Source organism: Allobosea sp. (assembly GCF_035999205.1).
GTDB lineage: Bacteria > Pseudomonadota > Alphaproteobacteria > Rhizobiales > Beijerinckiaceae > Allobosea.
In genome coordinates this window covers 288,687-307,533 of record NZ_DASYHA010000018.1, presented here as the reverse complement: position 1 = coordinate 307,533, position 18,847 = coordinate 288,687, and the positions used below count along the sequence as shown (strand labels likewise).

General features: G+C 66.8%; 17 protein-coding genes. 9 read left to right on the top strand and 8 right to left on the bottom strand.

Annotation, left to right across the window (positions count from 1 at the left end):
• Window positions 1-34: 34 nt before the first annotated feature.
• Window positions 35-736 (bottom strand): endonuclease III, encoded by a 702-nt coding sequence (nth, locus tag VGN82_RS07525; protein ID WP_327526371.1) that lies wholly within the window; start codon window positions 734-736, stop codon window positions 35-37.
• Window positions 737-783: 47 nt separating this feature from the next.
• Here nth and VGN82_RS07520 point away from each other — a divergent pair, with 47 nt between their 5' ends.
• A complete protein-coding gene (locus VGN82_RS07520; protein ID WP_327526370.1) occupies window positions 784-1,296 on the top strand; it encodes a DUF2244 domain-containing protein in 513 nt (170 codons plus the stop codon).
• On the top strand, window positions 1,297-1,821 hold the full coding sequence (locus VGN82_RS07515; RefSeq protein WP_327526369.1) for a hypothetical protein: 525 nt from the start codon (window positions 1,297-1,299) through the stop codon (window positions 1,819-1,821).
• On the opposite strand, the gene VGN82_RS07510 is transcribed toward VGN82_RS07515, so the two are convergent.
• Entirely contained in the window at window positions 1,818-2,456 is a 639-nt protein-coding gene (locus VGN82_RS07510) for a class I SAM-dependent methyltransferase (protein WP_327526368.1), read from the bottom strand. The genes VGN82_RS07515 and VGN82_RS07510 overlap by 4 nt on opposite strands.
• Before the next feature lie 132 nt (window positions 2,457-2,588).
• Between VGN82_RS07510 and VGN82_RS07505 the strand changes: the two genes are divergently transcribed.
• Complete coding sequence (locus VGN82_RS07505) at window positions 2,589-3,566, top strand: methylated-DNA--[protein]-cysteine S-methyltransferase (protein ID WP_327526367.1); 978 nt, start codon at window positions 2,589-2,591, stop codon at window positions 3,564-3,566.
• Between the two features lie 46 nt (window positions 3,567-3,612).
• On the opposite strand, the gene VGN82_RS07500 is transcribed toward VGN82_RS07505, so the two are convergent.
• Genes VGN82_RS07500 through VGN82_RS07490 form a run of 3 tightly spaced genes read right to left on the bottom strand, consistent with a single transcriptional unit; the run spans window position 3,613 to window position 6,753 of the window.
• A complete protein-coding gene (locus tag VGN82_RS07500; RefSeq protein ID WP_327526366.1) occupies window positions 3,613-4,635 on the bottom strand; it encodes a proline racemase family protein in 1,023 nt (340 codons plus the stop codon).
• Window positions 4,636-4,648: 13 nt separating this feature from the next.
• Window positions 4,649-5,578, bottom strand: a complete 930-nt coding sequence (locus VGN82_RS07495) for a PfkB family carbohydrate kinase (RefSeq protein ID WP_327526365.1) — start codon at window positions 5,576-5,578, stop codon at window positions 4,649-4,651.
• Window positions 5,575-6,753: a fumarylacetoacetate hydrolase family protein gene (locus VGN82_RS07490; RefSeq protein WP_327526364.1), complete on the bottom strand. Its 1,179-nt coding sequence runs from the start codon at window positions 6,751-6,753 to the stop codon at window positions 5,575-5,577. The genes VGN82_RS07495 and VGN82_RS07490 overlap by 4 nt, the downstream gene beginning before the upstream one ends.
• A gap of 204 nt (window positions 6,754-6,957) precedes the next feature.
• On the opposite strand from VGN82_RS07490, the gene ugpB reads away from it, so the two are divergent.
• The 4 genes from ugpB to VGN82_RS07470 all read left to right on the top strand — a co-directional run bounded on the left by ugpB (window position 6,958) and on the right by VGN82_RS07470 (window position 11,232).
• On the top strand, window positions 6,958-8,283 hold the full coding sequence (ugpB, locus tag VGN82_RS07485) for a sn-glycerol-3-phosphate ABC transporter substrate-binding protein UgpB (protein WP_327526363.1): 1,326 nt from the start codon (window positions 6,958-6,960) through the stop codon (window positions 8,281-8,283).
• A 132-nt stretch (window positions 8,284-8,415) separates the two neighbouring features.
• Window positions 8,416-9,297, top strand: a complete 882-nt coding sequence (gene ugpA / locus VGN82_RS07480; protein WP_327526362.1) for a sn-glycerol-3-phosphate ABC transporter permease UgpA — start codon at window positions 8,416-8,418, stop codon at window positions 9,295-9,297.
• Window positions 9,297-10,145, top strand: coding sequence for a sn-glycerol-3-phosphate ABC transporter permease UgpE (ugpE, locus tag VGN82_RS07475; protein WP_327526361.1), 849 nt, complete (start codon window positions 9,297-9,299; stop codon window positions 10,143-10,145). Before ugpA ends, ugpE begins: the two co-directional genes overlap by 1 nt.
• Before the next feature lie 7 nt (window positions 10,146-10,152).
• Window positions 10,153-11,232 (top strand): sn-glycerol-3-phosphate import ATP-binding protein UgpC, encoded by a 1,080-nt coding sequence (locus VGN82_RS07470; protein ID WP_327526360.1) that lies wholly within the window; start codon window positions 10,153-10,155, stop codon window positions 11,230-11,232.
• Window positions 11,233-11,355: 123 nt separating this feature from the next.
• On the opposite strand, the gene VGN82_RS07465 is transcribed toward VGN82_RS07470, so the two are convergent.
• The 3 genes from VGN82_RS07465 to VGN82_RS07455 form a co-directional block, all read right to left on the bottom strand.
• Window positions 11,356-11,997: a redoxin domain-containing protein gene (locus VGN82_RS07465; protein WP_327526359.1), complete on the bottom strand. Its 642-nt coding sequence runs from the start codon at window positions 11,995-11,997 to the stop codon at window positions 11,356-11,358.
• A 56-nt stretch (window positions 11,998-12,053) separates the two neighbouring features.
• On the bottom strand, window positions 12,054-14,219 hold the full coding sequence (locus VGN82_RS07460) for a protein-disulfide reductase DsbD family protein (protein WP_327526358.1): 2,166 nt from the start codon (window positions 14,217-14,219) through the stop codon (window positions 12,054-12,056).
• 147 nt (window positions 14,220-14,366) lie between these two features.
• Entirely contained in the window at window positions 14,367-15,296 is a 930-nt protein-coding gene (locus tag VGN82_RS07455; RefSeq protein ID WP_327526357.1) for a hypothetical protein, read from the bottom strand.
• Window positions 15,297-15,602: 306 nt separating this feature from the next.
• Between VGN82_RS07455 and dnaK the strand changes: the two genes are divergently transcribed.
• Entirely contained in the window at window positions 15,603-17,528 is a 1,926-nt protein-coding gene (dnaK, locus tag VGN82_RS07450) for a molecular chaperone DnaK (RefSeq protein ID WP_327526356.1), read from the top strand.
• 155 nt (window positions 17,529-17,683) lie between these two features.
• Window positions 17,684-18,814 (top strand): molecular chaperone DnaJ, encoded by a 1,131-nt coding sequence (gene dnaJ, locus VGN82_RS07445; RefSeq protein WP_327526355.1) that lies wholly within the window; start codon window positions 17,684-17,686, stop codon window positions 18,812-18,814.
• Window positions 18,815-18,847: the final 33 nt, after the last annotated feature.

Below are 18,847 nucleotides of genomic sequence, written 5' to 3'. Positions count from 1 at the left end.
GACAAGGGGAGGTGAGCCTATCGCAGGGGAAGCGTCAAGCGACCCGTTTATCGGCCGAGTCGCAGATGTCGTTGAGCAGGCAGCGGCCGCATTCGGGCCTCAGCGCCTTGCAGGTGTAACGCCCGTGCAGGATCAGCCAGTGATGCGCATGCCGGCCGAATTCGGGGGGAATCGCCTTCTCCAGGCCAAGTTCGACCTGCAGCACGTTCTTGCCCGGCGCGATGCGAAGCCGGTTGGCGACGCGGAAGACATGGGTGTCGACCGCATGGGTAATCTCGCCGAAGGCGATGTTGAGCACGACATTGGCCGTCTTGCGGCCGACACCGGGCAGGCTTTCGAGCTCGGCCCGCGTCGTCGGCACCTCGCCGCCGAACTCCGCGATCAGCTTCTCGCAGAGGGCTACGACGTTCTTCGCCTTGGTGCGGAACAGGCCGATGGTCTTGATGTAGTCGCGCACGCGCTCCTCGCCGAGCGCCAGCATCTTCTGCGGCGTGTCGGCGATGGCGAAGAGCGGACGCGTCGCCTTGTTGACGCCGGCATCGGTCGCCTGCGCGGACAGCACCACAGCGACGAGTAGCGTGAAGGCGTTGACGGATTCGAGCTCGCCCTTGGGCTCGGGATTGGCCGCCTGGAAACGGGTGAAGATCTCACGCACCTCGGCAGCGCTGCGGGCACGCGGCTTCGTGATCCGCGCTTTCGGCGTGGCGCGGCGCTGGCGGCTGTTCTCTTGCGTCATGGGGGCGTTATAATTGGCGCATGGACCTCGGCAAGCGCGATTCAGGAGTGCCTGAGCAAGACGCCTCGGCCGCCGCCGAGCGCCCGGTCTTCGACGCGACGATCACTCCACATCGCTCGCTCGGCCAGAACGGCTTCCGCATCGTGATGACGCTGGTCTGCCTTGCCAGCATCGTCTCCTCGATTCCCTTCGTCGTGCTCGGGGCCTGGCCCGTCGCAGGCTTCTTCGGTCTCGACGTGATCGCGCTGTTCATCGCGTTCCATGTCAATTTCCGGCATGCCCGCGCCTTCGAGCGCATCGTCGTCACGCCGCTCGAAGTGCTGCTGCGCAAGGTCTCGCATCATGGCCGCGAAGCCGTCTGGCGCTCCAACCCGGCCTGGACGAAGCTCGAACGACAGACCGACGAGGATTACGGGCTGCTCGGGCTCAACCTGGTCTCCCGCGGGCGCAGCATCTCGGTCGCCGGCGCGCTTTCGCCGGGGGAGCGCGAGGGCTTCGCCGAGGCGCTCGGCACGGCGCTGGCCAAAGCCCGTCGCGGGCCGGATTACGGCGCGGCGTGAATGGCCGCGACCATCGTCCCGCTCCTGACCTTGGCAATTATCGTCATCGTTCTCATCGTGGCGCTGGTGCCGCGGCGGCGCGTGGCCAACGGAGATCCATCACAGATCGAAAGCGACCGCAGGGCCTATGCGTTGGTTCTGCGTGACAGGCTCGACCGGGCGCTGTTCGGGCCGGCGCTGGCCGGGCAGATCTGGGACCGCCTGATGCAATGCCCGGTCGGTGAAGGACTGATCCACGAGTTCCATCGCGACTACTGCGGTCATGGGCTGATCCGCACCGATAAGGGCGTGAAGCTCAGCGACATCCTGGATGGCCATCATGTCGTGGGCCCGGCCATCGCCGAATGGCCATCGCGAGAGGGCTTCGTCAGCTTTTTCGCCGAGCAATCCGATTATAGCTGCAGCGGCTGGGACGCGTCCTCTCCGGTCTTCGTCACCGAGGATGACTGGCACCGCAACAACCAGCGCCTGACCCGCGCGAAGCTTCTGCACTGGCTCGCCGGCCCCGCGCCGTCTGGCGCCTAGCGCAAGTCCCCTGAGCGCGCGTCGTAAGCCGCCTCGTTCCTGCGCGCGAGCCAGACGGTGTGCCCGCCGCAACTCTCGTCTTCGGCCAGATGATGCACGATTTCGAAGCCCTGATCGGCCAGCAGAGCGCGGTACTCGGCCGGGGCGAGACTGCCGTGATAGAGTGGCTCGCCGCCAAAGGTTCCAATCGCCTCGCCATGAGCGGGCCCGCTCGTGAACATCAGCGCGGCGCTAGGGGCGGCATGAGCGCGGAAGACCGCGAACATGCCGCGCTGATCCTCCGGCGTCAGATGGAAGAAGCTGTCCCAAGCGAGCAGGCCCTCGAAAGTGCGGCTGAGTGCAAGGGTGCGCATATCGGCGACCTGCCAATCCCGGTCCGGAAAGCGCGTCCGGCACAGAGCGATCAAGGAGGGCGAGCTGTCGACGCCGGAAACCGCATATCCCGCCTCGATGATATAGCGTGCGATCGGCTCGGCCGAGCCGCAACCGATGTCGAGGACCGAAGCGCCAGGAGCCAGGAGGGCGAGGAAACGGTCGAGCCAGGGCTTCTCGAACAGGGATCGGCCGCGCTGCGCGTCGAAGGCGCTCGCGTGCCGCTCGTAGAGCCCGACAATCTCCTTGGCCACTGTCGACATGGACGTCTTTCCGAAGCCGCCGCTGGACGGTCTGTGTGCAGGAGATCGGGCGCGATTGCCAGCTTTCGGGTGGAGTCCCGGCAATGCTCTCCCTAGTTTCGGTGCATGATCGATGATGCGAGAGTGACAACGATGACCGCTCATATCCAGAAGCTCGGCGTGATGACGCCGACCCGCTTTTCCAACGCCGTGCTGGCCCGCGCCGCCGAGGCGATTCCGGCAGCAGCCGATTTCCCGTCGACCGCGCCGGGCTCCGACTACGACACGGTGCGGCGCATCCTGGCCTACATCACCGAGCACTGGCGCGCCCAGCCGACGATCGAGGCGATCGCGGAGGCGGCCGGTGCGACGCCGACCGATGTGCACCACCTCTTCCGGCGCTGGTGCGGCCTGACGCCCAAGGCCTTCCTGCAGGCGATCACGCTCGACCATGCCAAGGGGTTGCTCGGCGCCTCCGCCAGCGTGCTCGACACGGCGCTCGAGGTCGGCCTCTCGGGGCCCGGCCGTCTGCATGATCTCTTCGTGACGCATGAGGCGATGTCGCCGGGTGAATGGAAGGCGGGCGGCGAGGGCCTTGCGCTCTCCTACGGCTTCCATGCCTCTCCCTTCGGCGAGGCCTTGATCGTCGCCACCGAGCGAGGCCTCGCCGGGCTCGGCTGGGTGTCGGACGGGCTCGACGGCGGCAAGGTCGTCGGCGGCCGGGCCGAGGCGCTGGCCGATATGATGCGGCGCTGGCCCCATGCCGATTACCGCTTCAACCCGCAGGCGACAGCGCCCTATGCCGCCCGCATCTTCGACCCGAAGGCCTGGTCGGCCGAGACACCGCTGCGCGTCGTGCTGATCGGCACCGATTTCGAAGTCAGGGTCTGGGAGACGCTGCTGCGCATCCCCGTCGGGCGCGCCACCACCTATGGCGACGTCGCCTGCCATATCGGCAAGCCCACGGCCTCGCGGGCCGTCGGCATGGCGGTCGGCAAGAACCCGATCTCCTTCGTGGTGCCCTGCCATCGCGTCATCGGCAAATCCGGCGCGCTGACAGGCTATCACTGGGGTCTGACGCGCAAGCGCGCCATCCTCGGCTGGGAGGCCGGGCAGACGGCTGCGGAGTAAAGCCGCCGTTCCTCCGGCGCAGCCGCGCCGTCATGCAATCGAGGCGTCAGCCGCGCGCGATCTCGGCGAAGCGCGCCGGCAGCGAAAAGCCATGGCGCAGCGGATCGTCCGCCTCGATGACGAAGGTGCCCTCGCCGGCGAAATGCCCCGTGCCACCGACGGCAACCGTGACGGCGCCGGGGGCGGGACCGGCGGCATCACCCAGCACGCGCCCTGTGAAGGTGCCGCCGGTGATGCTGCGGAAGCTGCGCGTCCGCCCCGCCGCGACCAGTCCCTTGGCGTGGTCGAGCGCCATGCGCGCCGTCACGCCCGAGCCTGTCGGCGAGCGGTCGATCTGGCGCTCGGCGAAGATGCAGAGATTGAAACTCGTCTCGTCGGCCTGAGCCTCGTCGGTGATGATCGTGCCATAGAGGAAGCCGAGGTCGGGCTCGGTCGGATGCGTGATCGCGAGCGTCGCCCGCACCCGGTCGGTCAGGGCCGCCGCCGCATCGGTCAGCGCCTCGACCGAACTCTCGAAGAGATCGAGTCCGAAGCGCGAGGCCGGCAGAATGCAGTAGAAGGCGCCGCCATAGGCGATGTCGGTGGTGACCGGCCCGAAGCCCGGCAATTCGACGACGAGATCCCGTGCAAAGACGAAGGCCGGCACGCTCTCGAAGACGACGCTCTCGACCTTGCCGTCGCGAACCGCACATTCCAGCCGCAGCAGGCCGCAGGGCGCCTCGATGGCGAAGCGCGTGACCGGCTCAACGGCCGGCACGAGCCCATGCTCGATCGCATAGCGGCCGAGCGCGATGGTGGCGTGGCCGCACATCGTGGAATAGCCTTCGTTGTGCGTGAAGAGCACGCCGAAGGCCGCCTCGGGATAGGAAGAGGCGACCGGGATCACGCCATACATGCCGGCATGGCCGCGCGGCTCCAGCATCATCGCCCGGCGAAGGTGATCATGGTTCTCACGCGCATCGCGGCGCTTTTCCAGGATGGTTCGGCCCTTCAGCTCCGGATAGCCGGCGGTGACGATGCGGACCGGCTCGCCGCAGGTGTGATAATCGAGATAGTTCAGGCGCATCATTTCAGTTCCGGTGTCAGGTGGCAGTTCGGCGCGGCGGATCGCAGCCGGGTCTGGTGCAGCTGTCGGCCGCGACGGCACAGGCGAAGGCGAGTGCCGCCTGGAGATCGCCGCGGTCTGCACCGGCGAATCCTGTCCCCAACCGGGCACGCGCCGACAGCACGGCGAGGAAACCGCCAATGAAGGTGTCGCCGGCGCCGACCGTATCGACAACGCTGACCGGCGGAGCGACAGCAGCAAGCGGCCCGTCGAGAGCATGGCAGACGGCGCCATCGGGCCCTTGCGTGATCAGCACGAGATGCGCGCCGAGTGCGTGCCAGCGCTGTGCGACCCCGTGGGCCGCCTCGCCCGGATAGAGCCAGGCAAGGTCGTCGAGGCTCGCCTTGACGATATCGGCCTGAGCGATGCGCGCCTCGATCAGGTCACGCGAATGCTCGCGCCCCGGCAGCACAGACGGGCGGATATTGACGTCGTAGCTGACGGTCGCGCCTTGGGCCCTTGCGCTCGCCGCCAGCGCCGCCACAGCTTCGGCCGAGGCGCCGACGGTCGCGCCGAAGGAGGCGGCATGGAGATGGCGTGCGCCCGCCGGCATGCTGCGTAGCGTGCCCTCGGGCTCGACATGGGCCGTCTCGTGCAGATGCAGGGCGAATTCCGGCACGCCGCCGGGTCCGAGCGGCGACACGATCGCTACCGCCGTCGGCCGTGCGCTGTCTTGGACCAGCGCCGTGCCGATTCCCTCGCGTTCGAGAGCGCCGCGGAAACGCCGTCCCAACGCATCGAGCGAAAGCGCTCCGGCGTAGGCGGGCCTTGCACCGAAGCGCGCCAGCGCCAGCGCCGCGTTGAAGCCGGAGCCGCCCAGCACCGCCTCGTAGTGCCGGCCCTCGGCATCGCGCGGGATGAAATCGCCGATGGCCTCGCCGACGACGAGGATGTCGGCTGCGCTCACAGCAGACCGCGCTTCGCCAGACTGCGCATCAGATGCGAGGTGCCGAAGGTCCAGGGTTCGCATTCATCGGTGCGACGCATGCGGTTGACCAGCGCCCCAAGCTCGGGCGCGGCGATGGTGACGACGTCGCCATATTTGTGGGTGAAGCCGCCACCTGGCGTGTCGCGATCCTTGATCGGCGCGAACATGGTGCCGAGATAGAGCGCCGCGCCGTCCGGGTACTGATGATGCGGGCCGAGCATCTGGCTGGCGAGATCGGCCGGGTCGCGGCTGATCTGCGCGATCGAGGACGAGCCCTCCAGCGTGAAGCCGTCCTCGCCCTCGACCGTCAGCGTGACCGTGGTGTTGCGGACATGGTCGAGCGTGAAGCCTGCGTCGAACAGGCGGATGAACGGGCCGACGGTGGCGGCGGCGTTGTTGTCCTTGGCCTTGCCGAGCAGCAGGGCCGAGCGTCCCTCGACATCGCGCAGATTGACGTCGTTGCCGAGCGTCGCGCCGACGATGCGGCCGTCGGAGGCGACGATCAGAACCACCTCCGGTTCCGGGTTGTTCCAGGTCGAGGCCGGATGCAGACCAGCGTCGAAGCCGGTGCCGACCGACGACATCGGCGGTGCCTTGGTGAAGATCTCGGCGTCCGGTCCGATGCCGACCTCGAGATACTGGCTCCAGGCGCCCTGGCTGATCAGTACCTCCTTGAGTTTCATCGCCTCGGGCGAGCCGGGCTTGAGCTTGGAGAGATCGTCGCCTATCAGCTTGCCGATTTCCGCGCGGATCGCAGCGGCCGCGCCCGGGTTGCCCCGTGCCTTCTCCTCGATGACGCGCTCCAGCATCGAGATGGCGAAGGTGACGCCGGCCGCCTTCACCGCCTGCAGGTCAAGCGGCGAGAGCAGCCAGGGCTTGCCCTTGTCGCGCCCGTCAACGGGAGTGTTCGCCAGAATGTCGGCAAGCGTCCCGATGGGCTCGCCCTGCGCCGCCCGCAGCGCGGCGGCCGGATCCTTGGCCTCGCAGAGATCGCGGCTGGTCGGAAAGGCACGGGTTACATCGACGAGAACGCCGTCGCGCAGGGTCACCACCGCCGGGCCGGCGACATCGGGACGCCAGACACGACCTAGCAGGGTCGCATTCGAGGCATCCTTCGGCAGGGTCTGGGCGGGCGTCAGCGAAAAGCGCGGCATGGCGAAGATCCATCGATCGGCGAGGTGGGCGGGGAGAACAGCCGCTTCCGGGCGAATGTGCAAGAGCCTCAGCACAAAGTCGCGCAAGCGAGCGGCTTGCGCCTGTCATGAATTTGTCATTGAAACGTCGCCCGCCCTTCATGCTAGCTTGCGCACCAACAATAACAGCCGCCCAAGCGACCCGAGGGCGGAAGGGAGACAAAGATGACAGTGAAATCTCGCATCCTGATGTCCGTCGCGGCTTTCGCGCTCGCCGGCGCAGCGCCCGCCGCGGCCCAGACCGAAATCCAGTGGTGGCACGCGCTGACCGGCGCCAACAACGACGTCGTCGTGAAGCTGGCCGAGGACTTCAACGCCTCGCAGAAGGATTACAAGGTCGTCCCGGCCTATAAGGGCTCGTATCCGGACACGCTGAACGCCGGCATCGCGGCCTTCCGCGCCGGCCAGGCGCCGCACATCCTGCAGGTCTTCGAAGTCGGCACCGGCACGATGATGTCGGCCAAGGGTGCGGTGAAGCCCGTGCACGAGCTGATGAAGGAAGCCGGCGAAGCATTCGATCCGAAGGCCTACCTGCCCGCCATCACCGGCTACTACTCGACGGCCAAGGGCGAGATGCTCTCGATGCCGTTCAACTCATCCTCGATGGTGATGTGGTACAATAAGGATGCCTTCAAGAAGGCCGGCCTGAACCCCGACGCGCCGCCGAAGACCTGGCCCGAAGTGTTCGAGGCGGGCAGGAAGCTGAAGGCTGCCGGCTTCGACAAGTGCGGCTTCACCAATGCCTGGGCGCCCTGGGCGAACATCGAGCAGTTCGGCGCCTGGCACAACATCCCGCTCTCGACGAAGGTCAACGGCATGGACGGCTTCGACGCCGTCATGAACTTCAACCAGAGCCCGCTCTTCCTGAAACACTGGACCAATCTGGCCGAGCTGCAGAAGGAAGGCGTCTACAGCTATTCGGGCCGCACAAACACCGGCGAGGGCCGCTTCACCTCGGGCGAATGCCCGATCATGCTGACCTCCTCGGGCTTCTTCGGCAACGTCAAGGCGAACGCCAAGTTCGACTGGGCCAATGCGCCGATGCCGTATTACCCCGAGGCAGCTGGGGCTCCGCAGAACTCGATCATCGGCGGTGCCTCGCTGTGGGTGATGGGTGGCAAGAAGGCGGACGAGTACAAGGGCGTCGCCAAGTTCTTCACCTTCCTCTCCGATGTCGACCGGCAGGTGAAGCTGCACACCGAGTCGGGCTATTTGCCGATCACCAAGGCGGCCTATGAGAAGGTCAAGGCGTCGGGCTTCTACAAGGACAAGCCCTATCTCGAGACCCCGATCCTGGAGCTTAACAACAAGGAGCCGACGGACAACTCGAAGGGCCTGCGCTATGGCAGCCTCGTGCAGATCCGCGACATCTGGTCGGAGGAGCTGGAAGCGACGCTGAACGGCCAGAAGGCGCCGAAGGCGGCGCTGGATGCGGCGGCCGAGCGCGGCAACCAGATGCTTCGCCAGTTCGAGCGGACTGCCTCGCGCTGAGCTGATGCACCACGCTGCGTCATCCCGGGCGTAGCGAAGCGAAGGCCCGGGATCCATGCCGGAACGGTTCCTGCTTGGATCCCGGGTCTCCCTACGGTCGCCCGGGACGACGGAGCGGACTAAAGCGACACGATGCAGAAGAACGCCGTCTTCAATGGCCTGACGATCCCGCTGATGCTGCTCCTGCCGCAGCTGGCGATCACCATCGTGTTCTTTTACTGGCCGGCGAGCCAGGCCGTCTGGCAGTCCTTCCTGCTGGAGGACGCCTTCGGCACCTCGACCGAATTCGTCTGGTTCGAGAACTACATCCAGCTGTTTTCCGACCCCGGCTATCTCAGGGCCTTCATCAACACGGCGATCTTCTCGAGCTTCGTCTGCGTGCTCTCGCTGTCGCTGGCGCTGCTCTTCGCCGTCATGGCCGACCGGCAGATCCGCGGCGCCGAAATCTACAAGACGCTGATGATCTGGCCTTATGCGGTGGCGCCAGCGGTCGCCGGCGTGCTCTGGCTGTTCATGTTCGATCCGTCGCTGGGCATGTTGGCGCGCGGGCTGCAGTCGCTCGGGATTGCCTGGAACCCACGGCTGAACGGCAATGACGCGATGCTGCTCGTGATCCTCGCGGCAACCTGGAAACAGATCAGCTACAATTTCCTGTTCTTCCTCGCCGGCCTGCAGTCGATCCCCAAGAGCGTGATCGAGGCGGCCGTGATCGACGGCGCGCGGCCGATGCGGCGCTTCTGGACGATCGTCTTCCCGCTGCTCTCGCCGACGACCTTCTTCCTGCTGGTGGTGAACATCGTCTACGTCTTCTTCGACACCTTCGGCATCATCGACACGGTCACCGGCGGCGGCCCCTCGGGCGCGACCGAGACGCTTGTCTACAAGGTCTTCGCCGACGGCAAGGGCGGCTCCAATCTCGGCGGCTCGGCGGCTCAGTCGGTCGTGCTGCTGGTGATGGTCATCGCGATGACCGCCATCCAGTTCCGCTTCATCGAGCGCAGGGTCAGCTACTGATGGTCGAGGACCGCCGCCTGGGTGATGCGATCGCCTATGTCATTCTCTCGATCGGCGTGCTGATCGTCGCCTTCCCGGTCTGGCTGACCTTCGTCGCCTCGACCTGGGACGCCGCGACCATCATCAACGGCAAGCTGCCGCTCTATCCGGGGCCATATTTCTTCGAGAACTACAACCGCATCCTGTTCATCGGCACGTCGAGCACGACGCGTGAGCCGGTGCTCGGCATGATGTTCAACTCCTTCGTCATGGCCATGGCGATCGCACTCGGCAAGATCTTCATTTCCGTGCTCTCGGCCTATGCAGTGGTCTATTACCGCTTCCCGTTCCGGATGGCGGCGTTCTGGATCATCTTCGTGACGCTGATGCTGCCGGTCGAGGTCCGCATCTTCCCGACCTTCAAGGTCGTCTCGGATCTGCGGATGCTCGACACCTATCAGGGGCTCGCCGTGCCGCTGATCGCGTCCGCGACGGGCACGCTGCTGTTCCGGCAGTTCTTCATGACGATCCCCGACGAGTTGCTGGAGGCCTCGAAGATCGATGGCGCCGGCGCGTTCAAGTTCTTCAAGGACACGGTCATCCCGCTCTCGATCACCACGATCGCAGCGCTGTTCGTGATCCAGTTCATCTATGGCTGGAACCAGTATCTCTGGCCGTTGCTCGTGACGACGAAGGACTCGATGCAGACCATCGTCATCGCGATCAAGAAGATGATCGTCACCTCCGACGCCCTCACCGAATGGCAGCTCGCCATGGCCACGGCCATGCTCGCGATGCTGCCGCCCGTCTTCGTCGTCATCGCCATGCAGAGGCTCTTCGTGAAGGGCCTGGTCGAAACCGAGAAATAATCCGCCGATGGCTCAGGTCACCCTCACCAGCGTCAAGAAGATCTATCCCGGCGGCGTCGAGGCCGTGAAGGGCGTCTCCTTCGACATTCCCGATGGCGGCTTCTGCGTGCTCGTCGGCCCGTCCGGCTGCGGCAAGTCCACGCTGCTGCGCATGGTCGCGGGGCTCGAGACGATCTCGGCCGGCGAGGTCTCGATCGGCTCGCGCACCGTCAACGAGGTCGGTCCCGCCGACCGCGACATCGCCATGGTGTTCCAGAACTACGCGCTCTATCCGCATATGAGCGTCTACGACAACATGGCCTACGGGCTGCGCAATCGCGGCACGCCGAAAGACGAGATCGAGAAGCGCGTCAAGGAAGCGGCGCGCATCCTCGCGATCGAGGGGCTGCTGGAGCGCCGGCCGCGCCAGCTTTCGGGCGGCCAGCGCCAGCGCGTCGCCATGGGCCGCGCCATCGTGCGCAAACCGCAGGTCTTCCTCTTCGACGAGCCGCTCTCCAATCTCGATGCGAAGCTGCGCGTGCAGATGCGCGTCGAGATCAAGAAGCTGCAGCGGGCGCTGGGTGTCACCTCGATCTACGTCACGCATGACCAGGTCGAGGCGATGACGCTCTCGGACAAGCTCGTGGTGATGAATGGCGGCCAGGTCGAGCAGATCGGCGTGCCATCGGAAGTCTACAGGAAGCCGGCGAGCAAGTTCGTCGCGACCTTCATCGGCTCGCCGCCGATGAACATCCTGCCCGGCACGACGGACGGCCCCGGCATCGTGGCGCTGGGCGATGCGATCCTGGAAGCGCGCGATCTGCGCGAGGACCTGCCCGCCCAGATGCCGGTCGAGGTGGGCCTGCGGCCGGAGGATATCGAGATCGCCTCCGAGGGCCAGGCCGGATCCCTGCCCTTCGATGTCGAGTTCATCGAGGAGCTGGGGGCGACGCAGCTCTTCCACGGCCAGCTCGCCGGCCAACCCTTCGTGATGCAGGCCGCGACCGATGCCCTGGCGGCGCATACCGGGCGGATCTGGATCACGGTCGATCCCGACCGCGTCCATGTGTTCGATTCGAAGACGGGCGCGCGGCTGGGGCGGGCCTGACGCCCATCGTCATGCCCGCCTGTGGCGAGCATTCACGAGGCGAACACCGCTCTCTGTCGAAGCAGGCGTGGATGGTCGGGACAAGCCCGACCATGACGCAGCAAAGAGCGGGCGCGAGGCCGCTCAGCTAACCGGAGCGTATTTCACCACGCAACCATAGGATTTGGTCGCGGCTTCCGAGACCGGCTTGCCAGCCTTGAGCTCGGACATGGCCTGGCGGACATAGCTCTTGGCGCCGTCGAGGCTGGATGCGCTGGCGGACGGCTTGTCGTCGATCGCGCCCATATAGGCGAGCGTGCCCTTGGGATCGACGATGTACATGTGCGGCGTCGTGGTCGCGCCATAGGCACGCGCCATCTTGCTGTTGGGATCGAGCAGGATGCCGGCCGGCGCGGCGTCGCGAGTCTTCGTCAGTTCCTTGGCCTTGGCGCCATCGACATGGCCCTGCTCGCCCACAGGCGAGGAGATGACCGAGAGCCACACGACGCCTTCCTTGGCCATGTCCTTCTGCAGCGTCTGCATGGTCGCGCTGTTGTAGTGCTTCCGGACATAGGGGCAGTCGTGATTGGTCCATTCGAGGATCACGGTCTTGCCGGTGAACTCGGAGAGCTTGCGGACCTTGCCGTCGGCGTCGACAGCCTCGAAGGCGGGTGCGGGCGCCCCGATCTTGGCCGAGGCCTGGGCCAGGGCCGATCCGGCAGCGAACGAAAGACCTGCGATGGCGAGGCCGGCGATGAAAGTCTGGCGGGTCAGTTTGGCTTTCACGTCTGTCTCCTGTCTTCGGGGTGGATTCCTTGTGAGGCTTCGCCGACGAAACGCAGTCAGCGGGCGGCGGTCTTCATCTCCTTGCCGGCGGCACGCCTCGCGGCGGTAACGATCATGTCGGGCGTCAGCAATTGCGGCAGGACCTCGGGCTGAGCGCCCTTCGTGCCGGGGTAGAACAGATAGAGCGGCACACCGGCACGACCCTGCTCGGCGAGCGCCATGGCGATCTGACTGTTGCGGTTGGTCCAATCGGCCTTGAGATAGACGACCTTCAGCTCGGCGAAGGCGTCCTTGACCTCCTGGCGCGCGAGCGCGACGCGCTCATTGGCGAGGCAGGTGATGCACCAGGCAGCGGTGAAGTTGACGAAGACCGGGCGCCCTTCCGCCTGCAAGGCCGCGACGCGTTCCGGCGTCCAGGCCTGGATGTCGCCGGCACGGGCCTGCGTCGTCACTTCGGGCACGGCGCTCTGGATCACGAACCAGCCAGCTGCGAAGGCGACGAGGACAGAGAGCGCCGAGGCGGCGATCCGGCCGCGCCCTGCATTCCGCGTGACGCCGACGAGCCAGACCACGAAGCCGGCAGCCAGCACCGCAACCAGCGCCGCCAGCACACCGCCCGGCCCGGCCTGAACCGAGGCGACCCAGATCAGCCAGATCGCGGTGGCGAACATCGGAAAGGCGAAGGCCTGCTTCAGGATCAGCATCCAGCGGCCGGGCTTCGGCAGCAGGCGCAACAGGCCGGGCGCAAAGGACAGCGCCACGACCGGAAGCGCGAAGCCCAGCGCCAACGCCATGAACACGGCCAGTCCGAGCGTGGGAGGCTGCGTCACCGCATAGCCGACGGCCGCGCCCATGAACGGCGCCGTGCAGGGCGTCGCGACGATCACGGCCAGGGCGCCTGTCATGAACGCACCCAGCCGGCCGCCCCGGCTGGCGAGGCCATGACCGACGCCGGCCGCGGACGTGCCGACCTCGAAGGCGCCGAGCAGATTGAGGCCGATCAGCGTCATCACCACAGCCAACGCAATCACCAGCGGGGGCGACTGCAACTGGAAGCCCCAGCCGACACTGGAACCGAGCGCGCCGAGGATGATCACCATCCCGGCCAACGCCATGAAGGTAACGACCACGCCGGCAAGGAAGAGCAGACCCTGCTCGCGCACTTCCGCGCGGTTCGCCCGCGCGAGCTGCGCGAAGCCGAGCGCCTTGATGAAGAGGACCGGCAGCACGCAAGGCATCAGATTGAGGATCAGTCCACCCGCGAAGGCAAAGAGCAGCGCCGCCCAGAGCGTCAGGTCCGCGCCCTCGGCCGGCAGTGGTATCCGAACGACCGCAGGACGCGGCGAGGCGGCGGCATCCGCGCCGCTCGCGACCAGAACGGGATCGACTGCAGCGAGGAGGCTGAGCGCGCGGGTACTGCCACCCTCCTTGAAGGTCAGGACGGCCTCGATCTCCGCCCCGGTGATCTTGAAGGCGCTCGAGCGGATCAGGCGCAGCACAGTCCCGTCGGTACCGGCTGAAGAATCCTGTTTGGCGGCATGCTCGATCAGCGTGTCCGAGAGTGGGAAGAAGCGCAGATCGCTGTGCGACCCGGACAGGCCCGGCAGCGTCAGCGCGAGCCCTTCGCCATCGGCGGCCAGACGGCCCTTGAAGTCGGCGGGAGCGGGCAGCGCGGCACGGGCGGCCTCGATGCGGGCCTGCGCGGCCTCATCGACGGCCGCGACCGGCGCGATCGGCAGGTCGAGCGTAAAGGCGCCCTCCTCGGGGATGCAGATCTTTTCACAGACCAGCCAGGTCGCATCGGCCTTCAGCGTCAGGCGCTCGCCTGGCTTGGCGTCCGGCGGGACGGCGATCTCGACGGGCAGCAGGACCGTGCCCTCGAAGCCGAAGTTGACCAGCGGCTCGACCGGCAGCGCTTTCGGAGCAGGCCATTGGATGTCCCCGGCGCTCATGCCGGCCGGCAGCGTCCAGTCGATGCGCGTCGGCTCGCCGGAATCGCCGGGATTGCGCCAATAGGTGTGCCAGCCGGGCGCGATCTTCTGGACCAGCGCGACCTGGAAGCGCTCGCCGGGAGCCACCGCGTCACGGCTCGACAGCAGCGTCGCCGTCACCCGTGGCGAGGAGACGGCAACCGATTCCGCCGCCACTGCCAAGCCCGGCGCTACCAGCGCGAGGGCCAGGACGGCCTGCCGCCAGAAACGCCCGGTCAGAGTCGAAACCATCTTCACGTCGCCTCCTCTCGGCTCGGCCCTACGCCGAGCAGATGCCTCATCGTAGCCGAAGTGGCCAATGACAAGGCAGTGAGGACGATGCGCGATATGGCCGCGGATGCGGGGCGAACTGCCGGAAGCGGCGGTGAGGATGGCCGTCTATTGCGGCGTGAGGGGCAGCGGCCCGGCTCCGGCTGCCGGCGCCGCCGGACGGGGCCTCGGCTTGGCGGCCGGCTTGGCCGGCTCGCTGCTGATGCCGAGGCGCGCGCGGATCGAGGCGGCCCTGGCCTCGGTCAGGCGTGCGCCGCAGAAACCGATCTGGCCTTCGCGCTGGAAGGCCCGGCAGATCAGCTCGCGCTCGGCCGAAAAGCCGGCCTGCTCACGTGCGATCGCGCGTTGGTCGACCGCATCGGCCTTGGCGGTCAAGGTGCGATAGCCTTCGCGAACGGCGCGCTCGGCTGCGCCGCGCGCGGCCTCGATCTCCTTGGCGCGCGCCGGCAGGGTGCGCGCATCCGGCCCCCAGAGGCCACGCGGATCGATCCGGCATGCGGCCGCCTCGACGACGCAGGGCTGCGCCGGCTCGACCACGAGGAAAGCGCCATCGAGCACGTCGAAGACGATCGGGCAGATCGGCGCCTCGAGCCGGTAGCGGGGCACTCCGGCCGGCCGGCCGAGCGACGTCACCGGCACGGGCGCGTCGCCGAAGGACACGGCACAGGGCTCGACCAGATTGCTCGACTGGAAGCCGTCGACGGTGAGCTTCAAGCCGAAGCCCGCCGACGTCTTCTCGAAGACCGCCTCGCCGGGGCCACCATTATGACGCAGGACACGCCCGACGATCGCATCCTCGCCGGCAACCTTGATCGCCGGCATGGATGGGGCACGCGGCGCCGCCGGCGCGATGGACGAGGTGGGCGCGGCCTGCTGTGTGCCAGGCGCATTGAAGGGCTGCGCGCCCGGCAGTTGCAGCGGCTGGGCCAGCGCAGCCTGCGACGCGCCGGCGAAGGCCAGCAGCGCGAGGCAGAGGGCAAGATGCGTCCGTCGGGTCACGAGGCGGCCAGTTTGGAACTGAAACAACCGCTTCTGCATGAAATGTCGCGGCGCGCCGCGCAAGGGCACATCCGCAACACTTGCCGTCAATGCGATGCAAGAGCGCGCAAGCGTCGTCGATGACGGGCGAAACCTTGCGCGCGCGGATTCTTAATCGGCTCGCCTGTCTTGCAAGGGCAGGAACACCCTCACTATATACGCCGCCAAGGGGCGGTTTCACGACCGTCAAACGTGGAATGCCGGTTTCGTTCGCCGCGACAGGTGGGGGCGAACCGGTCCATGGGCCGGCAGGTGGCGCCAAGCGCTGCAGGCCGGCGATCTGCTCAATCGAAAGGGATCCCATCCATGGGTAAAGTCATTGGTATCGACCTCGGCACGACCAACTCCTGTGTCGCGGTCATGGAAGGCACTACGCCGAAAGTCATCGAAAACTCGGAAGGCGCGCGCACCACGCCGTCGATCGTCGCCATCACCGACGACGGCGAACGTCTGGTCGGCCAGCCGGCCAAGCGCCAGGCCGTCACCAATCCCGAGCGCACCTTCTTCGCGATCAAGCGCTTGATCGGTCGGACCTTTGAGGATCCGATGACGAAGAAGGACATGCATCTCGTCCCCTACAAGATCAAGAAGGCCTCGACCGGCGACGCCTGGGTCGAAGCCGACGGCAAGGACTATTCGCCCTCGCAGATCTCGGCCTTCACCCTGACCAAGATGAAGGAGACGGCGGAGGCCTATCTCGGCCAGCCGGTCACCCAGGCCGTCATCACGGTCCCGGCCTATTTCAACGACGCCCAGCGCCAGGCGACCAAGGATGCCGGCAAGATCGCCGGCCTCGAGGTGCTGCGCATCATCAACGAGCCGACCGCTGCGGCGCTGGCCTATGGCCTCGACAAGAAGCAGGCCGGCACGATCGCGGTCTATGACCTCGGCGGCGGCACCTTCGACGTCTCGATCCTCGAGATCGGCGACGGCGTCTTCGAGGTGAAGTCGACCAATGGCGACACCTTCCTCGGCGGCGAGGACTTCGACATGCGCCTGGTCGAGTATCTCGCGGAGGAGTTCAAGCGCGAGCAGGGCATCGACCTGAAGAAGGACAAGCTCGCGCTCCAGCGCCTGAAGGAAGCTGCCGAGAAGGCCAAGATCGAGCTCTCCAGCGCCGCGCAGACCGAAATCAACCTGCCCTACATCACGGCCGATGCCTCGGGCCCGAAGCATCTCGCCATCAAGCTGTCCCGCGCCAAATTCGAGAGCCTGGTCGACGACCTGATCCAGCGCACCATCGAGCCCTGCAAGAAGGCGCTCAAGGATGCCGGCCTGTCGGCGGGCCAGATCGACGAAGTGGTCCTGGTCGGCGGCATGACCCGCATGCCGAAGGTTCAGGAGGTCGTGAAGCAGTTCTTCGGCAAGGAGCCGCACAAGGGCGTCAATCCTGACGAGGTCGTCGCCATCGGCGCCGCGATCCAGGCCGGCGTGCTGCAGGGCGACGTCAAGGACGTGCTGCTGCTCGACGTGACCCCGCTGTCGCTCGGCATCGAGACGCTCGGCGGCGTGTTCACGCGCCTGATCGACCGCAACACCACGATCCCGACCAAGAAGAGCCAGGTCTTCTCGACTGCCGAGGACAATCAGCAGGCTGTGACGATCCGGGTCTTCCAGGGCGAGCGCGAGATGGCGGCCGACAACAAGATGCTCGGCCAGTTCGACCTGATGGGCATTCCGCCGTCCCCGCGCGGCATGCCGCAGATCGAGGTGACCTTCGACATCGACGCCAACGGCATCGTCTCGGTGACGGCGAAGGACAAGGCCACCAACAAGGAGCAGCAGATCCGCATCCAGGCTTCGGGCGGGCTGTCCGACGCCGACATCCAGAAGATGGTCAAGGACGCAGAAGCCAATGCCGCCGAGGACAAGAAGCGCCGCGAGCTGGTCGAGGCCAAGAACCAGGGCGAAAGCCTGGTCCACTCGACCGAGAAGTCGCTGAAGGACTATGGCGACAAGGTCTCCGCCGCCGACAAGACGGCGATCGAGACGGCTCTCGACGCGCTCAAGGCGGCGCTGGCCGAGGACAATGCCGAGACGATCACCTCGCGCACCACGGACGTGATGCAGGCTTCGATGAAGCTGGGCGAGGCGATGTATGCCGCCAGCCAGGCCGAAGCCACGGCCGAGGATGGCGAGCCGGCCGCGGACGCCAAGAAGGAAGACGACGTGATCGACGCCGACTTCAAGGACGTCAGCGACGACAAGGGTGACAAGAAGAAGAGCGCCTGATCGCGCTCTTTCATCCACGACGACGTGATGGCCGGGCTTGACCCGGCCATTGCGCTGAAGGAATGCGTCGTGAAGACAACATTCTCGTTCTCCCGCGAGGATGTGCCGGGCCGGCCCGGCACTGACGCGGCGGGGAACGAAGGGGCCGCTGTTTGATGTCCAAGCGCGACTATTACGAAATCCTCGGCGTCTCCAAGACCGCCAGCGACGCCGAGCTGAAGAGCGCCTTCCGCAAGCTCGCCATGGGCTGCCATCCCGACCGCCATCCTGGCGACACGGCGGCCGAGGCCAAGTTCAAGGAGCTGAACGAGGCCTATCAGGTACTCTCGGACGGCCAGAAGCGCGGCGCCTATGACCGCTATGGCCACCAGGCGTTCGAGAATGGCGGCGGTGGCGGCGGCAACCCCGATTTCTCCGACTTCATGTCGGACATCTTCGATTCCTTCTTCGGCGATGCGCGGCGCGGGGGGCCTCGCAGTGCCAACGGCCGCGAGCGCGGCGCCGACCTGCGCTACAACCTCGAAATCGGCCTCGAAGACGCCTTCGCAGGCAAGAACGCCTCGATCCGCGTGCCGACCTCGATCGCCTGCGAAGTCTGCTCCGGCACCGGCGCCAAGCCCGGCTCCAAGTCGCGGCAATGCCCGACGTGCGGCGGCCACGGCAAGGTGCGCGCCAATCAGGGCTTCTTCTCGGTCGAGCGGACCTGCCCGACCTGCTCGGGCCGCGGCGAGATCATCGACGACCCCTGCAAGAACTGCCAGGGCGCCGGTCGCGTCACGCGCGAGCGCACGCTTTCGGTCAACATCCCGGCCGGTGTCGAGGACGGCACGCGGATCCGGCTCGCCGGCGAGGGCGAGGCCGGCTTACGCGGCGGCCCGGCGGGCGATCTCTACATCTTCCTGTCGATCAAGCCGCACGCCATCTTCCAGCGCGACGGAGCCGACCTGTTCTGCCGCGTACCGCTCGGGCTGACCTCGGCCGCGCTCGGCGGGGAGATCGAAGTGCCGACGCTGACCGGCGAGCAGGCGCGGGTGAAGATCCCCGAGGGCACGCAGACCGGCAAGCAGTTCCGCCTGAAGGGCAAGGGCATGAGCGTGCTGCGCTCGCGCGATGTCGGCGATCTCTACATCCAGGTCGTGGTCGAGACGCCGCAGAAGCTGACCGCCCGCCAGCGCGAGCTGCTGCAGGAATTCGAGCGCGAGAGCTCCGGCGCGACGCATCCGGAATCCGCCGGCTTCTTCGGCCGCGTGAAGGACTTCCTCGGCGGCATCGGCGGCGCCGCCTGAGCACGAAAAAACGGGCCGCCTCACGGCGGCCCG